Consider the following 12,553-nt stretch of genomic DNA (forward strand, 5'->3'; position numbering starts at 1 on the left):
TCAAGAGCCTCCCATGATCGGAATTGATAGAGACAGCGGGGCTACGGTCGACGACTGGCTGCAGTTTGTGCAGCGCGCGACCCGGGCCCTGACCACGCCGCTGGGTACCCGGCAAAAACGGCCCCTTTATGGCTCGCTGATCCCCACGTTGTTGGGCCAGAACCTCGGTGACGACGTTCTGCTTCTGGCCCAGAGCCACGCGGCGCAAGCGTTCTACAACAAGCAAAACGGCATCGATGATTTTCAACCGCAAGTGATCGTCGCCAGCCGTCAGGGCGCCGGTCTGCTCCTGCGTTTCGCCGGTACCTGGAAAAACCGCCAACAATCCTTCGAGGTCGTCACATGAGCATGTTGATCCCCGGCCAGAACCAATTGGCCGAACCCGCGCTGATTACCGTCGAAGCTTTTGAAGATCTGCTCGCCGAGTTCAAGGCTTTCGTCATCGAATACGTCGGCGCGCGCTCGCCGGACAGTGCCGCGAAACTCAAGACCAGCCTGGAAAACGAGAGCGAACTGCTGGCTCTGGCGCTGGAGGCTTTCTGTGTCCGGTTGCAAACCCACGAGCGCAAATACAACGCTCGCATTAAACAGATGCTGGCGTGGTGGGCGACGGGCAGCAACCTCGATGCGCGGCTGGCGGACATGGGCCTTGAGCGGCAGTTGCTTGATCCGGGAGATCCGGCGGCATTTCCGCCGGTGCCAGCGATTTATGAAAGCGACGACGATGCTCGCTTGCGTTACTACCTGGCGCCCCATGCGCCGGCAGCAGGTTCGCGGATGCAGTATCGCCGCGAGGTCTTTACGCTCGGCGAGCGTCCGACGGTGCAGGTCGAATCCACCGAGGCGGGTGTGGTGAACGTCACGTACACCTTCGACCCGGACGGCCTCGCTGCGCAGGTCAAGGATGGCAACGGGCGCCGCACGGCACCAGGCGAAGTGCAGGTCACGGTGCTGTCCCGCGACGGCGATGGCACGCCTACCCAAACATTGCTTGACGGCGTTCGTCAGCACTTCTCGCGGCCTGATGTGCGACCGGAAACCGACCTTGTCACGGTCAAGGCTGCCGACATTCAGCGCTACAAGATCCGCGTGATCGCCAAGATCAATTCCGGCCCCGATTCGGGCCTGACCAAAGTCGCCGCGCAACAGCAATTGCAGGCCTACGCCGACAGTTGTCATCGCCTTGAAGGCCGGGTCGATCCGAGCTGGATCGACTACACGTTGCACAGCGCCGGCGCTGTGCAACTGCAGATTCTCGAGCCGCTGACGCCGATCGTGACGACGGCGTTTCAAGCGCCATATTGCACGGCGGTCGAGGTTGAGGTGCTGACGCTATGAGTGAAAAAAATCAGCGCCCGACGTTGTTGCCTGCGAACAGCTCGGCACTCGAACGTGGACTGGATCTGGGTTTCGGCGCACTGCTTGATCGCATCGCGCCGCCGTTTCCGGAACTGATGAACCCGAGCGAAACACCGATCGCCTTTCTGCCGTATCTGGCAGCGGATCGCGGTGTTGCCGAGTGGAGCACCGCCGCGCCGGAGGCAGAAAAGCGCCTGACCGTCGAACTGGCCTGGCCCACTGCGCGCCAGGCCGGCACTCGCAAGGCGTTGGAAAACGCTGCCAAGGGTTTGCAGTTAAGACCCGAGATCCGCGCCTGGTACGAACAGACACCGCCCGGTGCGCCGTACAGCTTTTCCGTACGAGCCTTCAGCGACCAACCCTACAGCGAAGAAATCGACGCCCGTCTCGACCGACGCTTGGCTGATGCCAAGAGCGAACGCGATGTGCTGACGGTCTCCGTTGGCTTGAGCGCTTTCGGCAATCACGTCATCGCCGCCGCGACGTTTTGCGGCGAACTGACCACGGTTTATCCGGTGTTCATCGAAGGGCTGGAAACCTCGGGAGAGGCGTTCATGGCTGCCGGTATGTACACCGTCGAAACATCCACAATTTATCCTCAGGGGGCCTGAATGGCTGACTATTACACCCTGCTCACCAACGCAGGGATTGCCTACGAAACGGCGTGCAAGGCCGCGGGCACGCCGATCAAGTTGACGCAGATTTCCGTCGGCGATGGCGGCGGCACGGTCTACAACCCGGCCGCGACCGCCACCGCGCTGAAACGCGAAGTCTGGCGCGGGCCGCTGAATGCGCTGTTCCAGGACGAGAAGAACCCGAGCTGGCTGCTCGCCGAAGTGACCATTCCGCCGGATGTTGGTGGGTGGTATGTGCGAGAGGCGGGGCTTTGGACTGATACCGGGATTCTTTACGCCATCGTCAAATATCCGGAGTCGTTCAAACCGGTTCTGGCCACGTCGGGTTCGGGGAAAGAGTTCTACATTCGCTCGATTTTCGAGACGAGTAATGCGTCGCTGGTGACGTTGTTGATTGATGACACCGTTGTTAAGGCCACGCGTGCCTGGGTCATGAGTTATCTCGCCGAAGAACTCGGCAAACTCGATGGCAAGCAGTCGGTGCGTGTTGCGGCATCCAGCAACATCGTATTGAGTGGTGCGAAGCAAATTGACGGTGTCGCAGTGATTGCTGGCGACCGCGTGCTTGTTGCGAATCAGACGCTGGCCAAGGACAACGGCCTGTGGATTGTCGCCAATGGTGACTGGGTGCGGGCGACCGATGCCAACAGCAGCGCCAAGGTGACGCCGGGCCTGACGGTGATGGTGGAGGAGGGTACGGCGAACGGTGATTCGCTTTGGCATCTCACGACTAATGCACCTATCACTTTGGGCACTACTGCACTGACCTTCAAGATGCTGGCTGGGCGTACCGGGATTGCTGCCGGGACTTACAAGAGTCTGACGGTCGATGAATATGGCCGCGCGACGGCGGGGGGCAACCCTGAAACGTTGGCCGGGTTCGGCATCAAGGACTCGTACACCAAGGCTGAAGTTGAAGCGCTGATTGCCAAGGCGTCGGCGTTGCCGGTGGGATCGATCGTCGCGTTTCCGGTTGATGCACCACCGCCGGGGTTTCTTGAACTGGATAACAGCGTCAAGAGCAGCGCGACTTACCCGGACTTGAGCGCTTATCTGGGTAGCAAGTTCAACAAGGGTGATGAGGGGGTTGGTAATTTCCGCTTGCCCGAGACGCGCGGGGAATTCTTGCGCGGTTGGGATCATGGACGTGGAGTAGACGCCGGACGTGGTCTCGGCAGTTGGCAGGCCGACGACAACAAGGCGCATGCTCATACCGTCACCCGCATGCAGGCATTCGCCAATGCCACCGGCAGTAATCCGAGTGCCGTAGTGGTAGACAACGGCAATACGGCCGTAATCACCAATTTCGCGGCTGGCTTCAATAGTTCTGGTGGCGCGGAAGCACGACCTCGCAACATCGCCGTCATGTGGTGCATCAAAGCCTGGAACGCCCCGGTCAATCAGGGAACTATCGATGTAGCCGCACTGGCCAAGGAAGTCGAACGGTTAAAATCCGCTGTCCCAGTTGGCGCTGTTCTGGCCTTCCCGACTGGCATCGTCGCTCCCGGTTATCTGGAGCTGGACGGCAGTGTGCAGAGCATTGCGACTTATCCGGATCTGGCCGTCTATCTCGGTACCGCTTACAACAAGGGCAATGAGGGCGCGGGTAACTTCCGCTTGCCGGAGTCGCGTGGCGAGTTTCTCCGTGGTTGGGATCACGGGCGTGGTGCTGATCCAGGAAGGGCAATTGGCAGTTGGCAGAAGGGCAGTATTGCTGCAATCGATACCAATGTTCCGGCCACACAGACGATTGCCTCCAATCTCGCTGATTATGAGGCTTCAAGGATTCGAACCGGCTATGACAGCGGTGACCCGGCGCTTTACGCCGGCGTAACACTCATGGGCGTGAATCCTCAGGCGAACTTCCCATTGCCCGGGGGTCCTGAGGTCACTTATGGCATTACAAGGCCGAACAACCTGGCGGTGATGTGGTGCATTAAAGCCTGGAACGCACCGATCAATCAGGGAAGTATCGACATCGCTGCGTTGGCTGCAGACATTAAAAGTTGGCGGCTCAACGGTTCCGAGGTTGGAGCAACTCGTAATTTGCGAGTATCGCTTCCAAGTGCGGCATCGGTTGCGACACTCACTGCTGATCAGTTGATTGTTGAGCAACCCGGTACCGCTCAATACAAACTGTCGAGCGTCAATCTATCTATAGATTTGACGACCATTGGTGCTGGCGGGATGGATGTCGGGGTTGCCCCGGCGCTCGGCAGTGTCGGGATTTACGTTATCTATAATCCTGTGCTGCGTATTGCCAAGCTACTCGGCGTCAATGCGTCCTCGACGTTGATTCCTGAGGTTTATTCCGGCGCTTACATGCCGGCCGGATACACCGCGAGCGCGCTGGTCAGCGTTTGGCAAACCGACACCAATCGATTGATGGTTACCGGTGTTCAGCATCAACGATCGATATCCATCCCCAGAGCGCAAGTCTTGTCTAACGGGGCGTCTTTGACATGGACACCTGTTTCCCTGGCGTCGATTGTTCCAAAAAACGCAAAAACCGTTGGCGGCTACGTTCACTACATCAGTAGTGCTGAAAACGCTGCGGGTGGTTATCTGGGACTTGCATCCGATGCGCTCGGAACGGGATTAAAAACGGTCGGTATTGGAGGAATGCTGGGGCTGGGAACTCTCAGTTCATTCTCCGACCTGGTTATGACTACGCCACAAACGATTCACTACATTCTGGACTCAATTTTGTCCCGAGCTAATTCCGTCCATATTTCCCAATACACGTTTTAGGGGATACCTATGTTGAGAGCGTACTCAAAAGAGGGAACGGCCTTTCGAGGTGTCGCCCCTGACTGGCCACTGGCAGAGGGTGAAATTCTTTTTGACCATGAACCTACTGAAAAAGAACTGGAAGACGCCTTTGGTTTCACCTCTGGCGAATTAGTCAAAAGCCGCCAGTTGAACTTGATTACTGCAGAGCGATTCCGCCGAGAAGGTTCGGGAGTCATGGTCGAGGGTGTGGCCATTGATACTTCCCGAGACAGCCAGTCGCTGATCGCTGGAATGGCTGTTTCTGCGATGTTGGACCCGGCCTATAAATGCAGTTACAAAGCTGTCGACGGTTTTGTCGAGCTGACCGCTTCGCAAATTCTTGCGGTAGCAACGGCTGTTCGATCTCATGTACAGACCTGCTTTGACCGGGAAAAGGCATTGTCGGAAACGGTGGTTGCCGGCACCTTTATCGAGGCCATGCTTAAGTCCGGTTGGCCGGACTCACTCTTAGCTACATCCACCGCAGCGAATCAATAAACGCCCACACCGTGGGGCGTTTTCATATCTATCCATCCCACGAGGGTGGTCTTAGAGTCGTTACTTATCAAACAAGGAAGAACCTATGTTTTATTCGAAATCTACTGGTGGTTTTTACAATCCAGCCATTCATACAAACATTCCAGTAGATGCAGTTGAAATCTCGGAAGAGTATTGGAATGAACTACTGGATGGGCAGGCCATCGGCAAAATGATTGTCGCGAATGATGAAGGCTATCCAGTGCTGGTTGATCGGCCGGGACCGACGACTGCAGAACTTGAAGCAATCGAACGCTCCTGGCGCAACATGCAGATTGCGACTACTGATCCGGTCGTAACCCGTTACCGCGACGAAGTGGAGCGTTGGCCGACGCTGCTGACACCGGCGCAGTACATCGAGTTGCAGACGTATCGTCACGTGCTTCGTATCTGGCCGGTGGGCGGTGAGTTGCCTTTGAGCGCACATCGCCCGCTAGCGCCGACATGGCTCGCTAGCCTGCCCGCATAAAAATCGCCCCGCACCGTCGGGACGTTTTCTTATCCGCTGATCAGCAAATTACAGCCCCTTGTTTGAAACCAAGGGGCTTTTTCGTCTCTGGAGAAACCTAAATGGCAGAACGCCAAACCTACACCGTGCTCGTCCCATTCCCCACCGGCGGTGGGCACTGGTCGAGCATCGGTCAAGAACTCGATCTGCTCGACGTCGAGGCCAGTGCCTTGCACTTCGCCGGTCGACTGGAACTGAAAACCCCCACCACCCAGGCCAAAAAGGCCGCTGCCAAGAAGGCTGACTGACTATGGCTGAAGTTCTGAACTTCGAGCACAACGGCATTACCGTCAATGCCACCGAATCCCCCGAGGCCATGGGTGGCCTGGGTGACAACGTCATCGGTCTGGTCGGCACTGCGCCGAAAGCCGATCCGCTGATTCCGCGCAACGCACCGTTCCGCATCAACAGCTTCACCACCCACGCGCAGCTCGATCCGACCGGCTCGGAAGAGGGCACGCTGTACCACGCGGTTTACCAGATCCTCAAAGTGGTCAAGGTGCCGGTGTACGTGGTGATCGTCGAAGCGGGTGCGACCCCGGCCGACACCGTCAACAACGTGATTGGCGGCGTTGATCCACTGACCGGCCGCAAGCTCGGTCTGGCTGCGCTGGGCAGCGTTCCGGAAGACCTGACCATCATCGGTGCTCCGGGCTTCACCGGCACCAAAGCGGTGGCCAGCGAGTTCGCCTCGTTCGGCAAGCGCATCAAGGCCCGAGTGGTGCTGGACGGCAAGGATGCCTCGGTCGCCGATCAAGTGCTGTACAGCCAGGAACTCGGCGGCGCCGATCTCGGTTTCGACCGCTGCCTGGTGGTCCACAACATGCCTGCCGTTTATTCGAAAGCGGCGAAGAAAAACGTCTTCCTGTCGCCTTCCAGTCTGGCGATTGCCGCACTGGCCAAGGTCAAGCAGTGGGAGAGCCCGGGCAACCAGGTGACCTACGCCGAGGACGTTTCGCGAGTCGTTGAATACAACATCCTCGACACCTCCACCGAAGGCGATCTGCTCAACCGCTACGGCGTCAGCTACTACGCCCGCACCGTGCTCGGCGGTTTCTCGCTGCTGGGTAACCGCTCGATCACCGGCAAGTTCATCAGCTACGTCGGCCTCGAAGATGCGATCAGCCGCAAGCTGGTCAAGGCCGGCCAGAAGGCCATGGCCAAGAACCTGACCAAATCCTTCATGGATCAGGAAGTCAAACGCATCAACGACTGGCTGCAAACCCTGGTCGCCGACGAAACCATTCCTGGCGGCAGCGTCTATCTGCACCCGGAACTCAACAGCGTCGAGAAGTACAAGAACGGCACCTGGTACGTGGTCATCGATTACGGCCGCTACGCGCCGAACGAACACATGGTTTATCAACTTAACGCCCGCGATGAAATCATCGAGCAGTTCCTGGAGGACGTTCTCTAATGTTTACCAACCGCGTAAGACAGGCCATCGCGGCCACCCTGCAAGGCCTGCCGCTGTCGGCGACCGTTGAAGAATTCACTCCGCCGAAGATCGAATTCGATGTGGAAGAAATGCGTGGCGGGCGCTTCATCGTCGAGGAAATGGCCAAGGGCGGCAAAGCGCTCAACGCCAAGCTGACCCTGCAAGGTCTCGGCGCCGAAGTCATGCTCGCACTGGGTGTGAAGCTGGGCGACGACATCCTGCTGAACGTGCGTGAAGCCGGTCAGGATCAGGACGGCAATACCTGGTTCACCTACCACACCGTTGGCGGCAAGCTGAAGTCCCTCGAAGAAACCGCGGTGAAAATGGGTGAAAAACCCAAGACCAATCTGGAGCTGTCCTGCCGTACCTATAACCGCTTGGAAAACGGCGTGCCGGTGATCGATATCGACGTGCGCACCCAGAAGTTCGTGCTCAACGGCGTCGACATCCTCGGTGATGCCCGGCGTGCGGTGCTGATGCCGTAACCCTCGGCACAACACAAAACCCTGTAGGAGTGAGCCTGCTCGCGATGAGGTCAGCACATGCAACATCAATGTGCTTGAAAGACCGCTATCGCGAGCAGGCTCACTCCTACAAGGGAATAGCGATACCCCCTAAAAAAGAATCACCAAGGAATTCATACATGTCGTGGATGCCACCCCAGCATGACCTGCTGTCGCCGATCACCGGCGACGACGGTTCGCAGATCGCAACAATCCAGCTCAAGCCGCTGTTCTACGCCGCGCAAAAAGAAGCGCTGGAACGCGCCGGCGATGACGAAGACGATCAGTTCTTCGAACTGGCGTTGCTCGCCACTGGCCTGTCGGTCAAGGAACTCGACCAGCTCAAGCGCCCGGACTACGTGAGCATCGCCCAGTATGTGCACGAGATGTCGACACGCCCGGCTTCGTACTTTCTCGACCAGGTCGAGGACGCGCAAAAGTCCGACGATCCCGATCAGGTGCAACTGCTGCAACCGCTCGCCGTGACTGGCCGCACCGTGACCTCGCTGTCGCTGGAAATGCCAGTACTGCGCGCCACCAAAGTGATGAAAAAACTGAAAACGGCCAAGGAGCGCGCCGAGTTCATCACTGCCCACTGCACCGGTCTGATGATTCCCGATCTGGCCCTGATGAGCGTCCCGGACTGGACGCAATTGCAGGTGCGCATCGACGATTTTTTAAACCAGCCGGCGGCCTACTTTCGGAACGCGACATCGAAGTAATCCTCGATATCGTCCCGCTCATTTACCCGGTAAGTGAAGCGGAAATTCTCGAATGGGACGCCGAAAAGGCGTTGCGCCGCTACGACATAGCGATCACTCGCCTTGGCGTGAAACAGGAGTAGAGCGGCAATGGCAGAGAGTAAATATGCGCTCACATATGCCGGTGAGAGCGGCAATGCAGCGGGCGGACTATCGCTGCCCGATAACTTCGGTAAACCGCTGCAGGATCTGAACGTCACATTGGCGTTGGCAAGCGTGGATATTCGTTTGCTGACTCAGGAGCAGGTCAAGCTGCGCGAGCTACTGGTCAGCCAGCAGTCGTTGTTCAAGGCTGGCGCCGCCGCCCCCGCCACGAGCGAACCAAAGTCAAAACTCAACGCCGAGATCGAGCAGCGTCCGCCGCCGAAACTGATGCAGCCGGCGATGGTCAACGAGACTGCGCTGGTTGAACTCAATCAGTTGCTCAAGATGAGCAACGACCAACTGCAAACGCATTCACAGAGCACTCTGGAACTCGCCAGCGAGAAACAGGTGGCGGCCAGTGGGGCAACCAACGCTGACCTATTGCAAGTTCAAGTCGCCGGAGCACGATCCGGTATTGCCGATGGAGCCAAGGGTGACCAACGGGCGAACGAGCTGAAGTGGTTCTCCCGTGATGCCGCGATCAACGCATCGGCCTTCAGGATGGACGTCAAAACGGCTGGCGAGATGTTGGCGGCCTGGCGTTCGTCGCTGAAGCTTGATCGCTATCAGAGCCAGGATCTGGCCGATGCGACGAGCTATCTCGGCAACAGTGGCCTGGATGCCAAGGCCGCCGACATCGGTTCGGTCGTGCAACGATCCGGCGAGACCGCAATCACTGCCGGAATGACCCCGGAACAGGTGGCCGCGTTGGCGGCTGCACTGCTTAACAGTGGCGCGGACAAGGAGGGCGCCAGCGCCGCGTTGAAGGGCATTACTTCGGTGCTGGCGAAGGGCGCCGATGCATCGACAGAGCAACGTACGGCTCTGAGCGAGTTAGGGTTCAATCCCGAATCGTTGGCAGGAGAGATGCGCAAGGACGCTCCCGCTGCCATCAACTCGGTGCTTGCTGCACTCAATAAACAACCGCTGCAAGAACGGGCAGCACTGACGAAGACGCTGTTTGGCGAAAACGACGTCAGGGTTCTTGAACTGCTGAAGAAGCCCGATGATGTAAAAAACGCCTTCTCGCAGGTAGCCGACAAGGGTAAGTACGCGACGTCGGAACTTGGCGCCGATTCGGGTGCAGCCGCGAAATCCGCCGAGGCGTTTGGCAATACGTCGCAAGGGCGTTGGAATGCGCTCGATGCGAGTCTGACCCGGCTGACCACCGCATTCGGCACCGCACTGGCGCCGTTGGCCGATGGTGCCGCAGTGGTGCTCACCGCGCTGGCCAATGGCGTGAGTACTGCGGCGGAGGCTTTCCCGGCGCTTACTGCAGGATTGGTTCTGCTTGGTGCCGCTGCTCTTCCTTTTGTGGGAGGGGCGCTGAAAACCGGCGTTGCCTCAGTCCTCGACACCGCTTCCGCGAAGCTGTTACGTCTGGCGACGACGCGACTTCCCCCCGATATTGCTGATGCCATCGTCGGTGACGATGTCTCTGATGGCGGGCGAAAAAACAAACGATCGGGTCGTCGATCGGGTCGACGCCCGCAGGCCAGAACAGCGTTGCGCACGACAGTTCCGCGCGCCAGTGGGGGCAGTCGTTTGGGGGGGCTCACGGCTAAGGTCGCGCCTCTGTTCGATGACATCAAAATGGGTTTCAAACTGTTCGCCGATCGCCTGGGCAACAGCGAGATGACATCCCGACTCAAAGGGCCAGTTGCCAAGCTTATGCCCTTGGTCGAAAGCGTCGGCGCCAAGGTCATGCCCAAAATCGCCCAAGCGCTGCCGGCGGTAAAACTGGGCGCGCCACTGGCCATTGCGCACGCGGCCTATACCGGACTGAAAGGTTGGCGCGAAGGCGATGACCAAGCGGTCAAAGGTGCCGCCGGCGAGCTGGCCGGCACTGCCATTGGCGCCACGATCGGTACGTTCATTGCGCCCGGTATTGGGACATTCATCGGTGGGACTGTGGGCGCAATGCTCGGTTCTTACGTCGGTGAACAATGGGGCAAGCCTGCCGAGGACAAACTCGCGCCTCCCTCGCAAGTGGCCAAGGACCTGAGCAACGCTCAGACGCAAAACCAGCAGATCACCTATGCGCCGTCGATTCAGATCAGCGGCAGCGAAATAGCCAGCTCGGAAAAGGTGGGCGCAGTGATCTCGCAAGTCATGCAAAACCATTTCAATGGTCAGTTCATGACCTCAATGAGTACCAACCCCCTCGCCACCCGCCGTGACGCAGCCCTGACCGATGGAGTCGCCTGATGAAACAACAAATGGCATTGGGCAGTTTCATCTTCGGCCTGTCGCGCGACTTTGCGTACCACTCGTTGTTGCGCAAGTCCGATGGCGGCTGGACGGAAATACAGATTCTCACCAGCAAACCGAAATCCAGCCAGACCGGGCAGAAACCGGAAACCCTGACCATCACCGGCAAGTCGATGTACGCCGTGGCCATGGATCGGCTGGATGAATTGCGCGACTTGCAGGCGCTGCGTATACCGCTGCCGCTGATCGATGGCATCGGTCGCAACTGGGGTCTATGGCGGATCAACAACGTTCAGGAAACCCAGACCCAGATCATCGATGACGGCACGGCGATGGTCGTCGATTGGGTTATCGAATTGGCGGAGTTCAATAATGCGTAAGGTTCGAAGCGTGGCCGGTGATTCGGTGAATCTGCTGCTCTACCGCGAAACCGGGCGCAGCGACGATGCCGCTGAAGAAGTCCTGTGGAAACTCAACCCGACCCTGGCCGAACACGGCCCGGTTCTGCCCGCTGGCATCTGGATCGTGCTGCCTGAACTCGACAGCAAACCCGCCGCGATCAAAGCGCTCACGGCCTGGGATTAAGGAGGTTGTATGGCATTGGGTTTTACCCCGGTCGTGCAGATTTATGGCGCAAACGCGGATCTGCTCAACCAGCGTCTGATCAGTTGGGAGCACATCGATGCCGCTGGTATCGAGTCGGATCAACTGACCCTGACCATTGATCTGGAAGGCCTCGAAGGGCTGCCGAACCTCGGCGGGAAAATCGGCCTGCTGGTGGGTTACCTGGAAATGGAAGAGATGGTCGACAAGGGCCAGTTCAAAGTCACTCGCCTGACGCCGACGCTGTTTCCGTTTCGCCTGACCCTGGTGGCCACTGCAGCGCCGTTCAGCAAGGATGACGAGACCGGCTTCAAGCAGCGCCGCACCGCCAGTCATGGACCGACGACGCTCGGTCAATTGTTTAGCCAACTGGTGTCGCAGCACGGATTTTCATCGCGTGTCGCTGCGGACGTGTCGATGATCAAGATCGCTCACGTCGACCAGTCCAATGAAACTGACATGGGCTTTCTGACGCGGCTGGCAAAGAAGTACAACCTGGTCGCCAAACCTTATGGCGATGCGTATGTGCTGGCGCGGCCCGGGCAGATCAAATCCATCTCGGGGCAGAAACTGCAGGATGTGACGTTGTCGGTCACCCACAACAATCGTCCCGGCGATCACGCCTTCATCAGCGCCACGCTGGAAGAGGCCGCCCGCGAACAGGCCAAGGGCTGCAAGACCTGTTTTGTCGATGCTGTTACCGGCGTTTTGCACTGGGTCGAAACGGGACTTGCGCCGTTCAAGACCATCCGCCAGAAGCAACCCAATGAAGCCGACGCCATTGCCGTCGGCGAGGGCGAAGTGCGCAAAATGCTCCGGCAAAAGTACAAGGTGAAGATCACCTGCCCCGGCGATCCACGGCTGGCGGCTGAAGGCCTGGTGCTGCTCGATGATACCTGGCCGGATTTCATGCGCGGACGCTGGTCGATCGACAAGGTCACCGCCAGCGGTAATCGCGAGAACAGCTATCGCTGCCTGATCGATGCCAGCGGCCTCGATCCAAAGGCTGAAGACTGATCTCTCAACACCACCAATCCCTTGTAGGAGTGAGCCTGCTCGCGATTGCGGTGTGTCAGTCACCA

At 58.5% G+C, this 12,553-nt stretch carries 14 protein-coding genes; all 14 read left to right on the top strand.

Annotation, left to right across the window (positions count from 1 at the left end; all coding sequences use genetic code 11):
• Window positions 1-13: 13 nt before the first annotated feature.
• The 14 genes from AC5SEM_RS02400 (at window position 14) to AC5SEM_RS02465 (ending at window position 12,488) form a co-directional block, all read left to right on the top strand.
• Complete coding sequence (locus AC5SEM_RS02400; RefSeq protein ID WP_116028758.1) at window positions 14-346, top strand: GPW/gp25 family protein; 333 nt, start codon at window positions 14-16, stop codon at window positions 344-346.
• The gene (locus AC5SEM_RS02405; protein WP_116028759.1) at window positions 343-1,338 is read left to right on the top strand and encodes a baseplate J/gp47 family protein; all 996 of its coding nucleotides are present in this window, start codon (window positions 343-345) and stop codon (window positions 1,336-1,338) included. The genes AC5SEM_RS02400 and AC5SEM_RS02405 overlap by 4 nt, the downstream gene beginning before the upstream one ends.
• Complete coding sequence (locus AC5SEM_RS02410) at window positions 1,335-1,970, top strand: phage tail protein I (RefSeq protein ID WP_116028760.1); 636 nt, start codon at window positions 1,335-1,337, stop codon at window positions 1,968-1,970. The genes AC5SEM_RS02405 and AC5SEM_RS02410 overlap by 4 nt, the downstream gene beginning before the upstream one ends.
• Window positions 1,971-4,745, top strand: a complete 2,775-nt coding sequence (locus AC5SEM_RS02415) for a phage tail-collar fiber domain-containing protein (protein WP_495472093.1) — start codon at window positions 1,971-1,973, stop codon at window positions 4,743-4,745.
• A 9-nt stretch (window positions 4,746-4,754) separates the two neighbouring features.
• The gene (locus AC5SEM_RS02420) at window positions 4,755-5,264 is read left to right on the top strand and encodes a DUF4376 domain-containing protein (RefSeq protein ID WP_116028762.1); all 510 of its coding nucleotides are present in this window, start codon (window positions 4,755-4,757) and stop codon (window positions 5,262-5,264) included.
• Window positions 5,265-5,349: 85 nt separating this feature from the next.
• Window positions 5,350-5,772 carry a phage tail protein gene (locus AC5SEM_RS02425; RefSeq protein WP_495472094.1) on the top strand — a complete coding sequence of 141 codons (423 nt, stop codon included), beginning with the start codon at window positions 5,350-5,352 and terminating at the stop codon, window positions 5,770-5,772.
• Window positions 5,773-5,873: 101 nt separating this feature from the next.
• Entirely contained in the window at window positions 5,874-6,059 is a 186-nt protein-coding gene (locus AC5SEM_RS02430; protein WP_495472095.1) for a hypothetical protein, read from the top strand.
• A gap of 2 nt (window positions 6,060-6,061) precedes the next feature.
• Entirely contained in the window at window positions 6,062-7,228 is a 1,167-nt protein-coding gene (locus AC5SEM_RS02435; protein WP_495472096.1) for a phage tail sheath protein, read from the top strand.
• Entirely contained in the window at window positions 7,228-7,734 is a 507-nt protein-coding gene (locus AC5SEM_RS02440; protein WP_016985055.1) for a phage major tail tube protein, read from the top strand. The genes AC5SEM_RS02435 and AC5SEM_RS02440 overlap by 1 nt, the downstream gene beginning before the upstream one ends.
• A gap of 158 nt (window positions 7,735-7,892) precedes the next feature.
• A complete protein-coding gene (locus AC5SEM_RS02445) occupies window positions 7,893-8,474 on the top strand; it encodes a phage tail assembly protein (protein WP_471894723.1) in 582 nt (193 codons plus the stop codon).
• Window positions 8,475-8,603: 129 nt separating this feature from the next.
• Window positions 8,604-10,865, top strand: a complete 2,262-nt coding sequence (locus AC5SEM_RS02450; RefSeq protein ID WP_495472097.1) for a phage tail tape measure protein — start codon at window positions 8,604-8,606, stop codon at window positions 10,863-10,865.
• On the top strand, window positions 10,865-11,248 hold the full coding sequence (locus AC5SEM_RS02455) for a phage tail protein (protein ID WP_495472098.1): 384 nt from the start codon (window positions 10,865-10,867) through the stop codon (window positions 11,246-11,248). The genes AC5SEM_RS02450 and AC5SEM_RS02455 overlap by 1 nt, the downstream gene beginning before the upstream one ends.
• On the top strand, window positions 11,241-11,453 hold the full coding sequence (locus AC5SEM_RS02460; RefSeq protein WP_495472099.1) for a tail protein X: 213 nt from the start codon (window positions 11,241-11,243) through the stop codon (window positions 11,451-11,453). Before AC5SEM_RS02455 ends, AC5SEM_RS02460 begins: the two co-directional genes overlap by 8 nt.
• Window positions 11,454-11,462: 9 nt before the next feature.
• A complete protein-coding gene (locus AC5SEM_RS02465; RefSeq protein ID WP_137217536.1) occupies window positions 11,463-12,488 on the top strand; it encodes a phage late control D family protein in 1,026 nt (341 codons plus the stop codon).
• The last annotated feature ends 65 nt before the right edge of the window (window positions 12,489-12,553 follow it).

It is taken from the genome of Pseudomonas sp. CH61 (genome assembly GCF_059429415.1).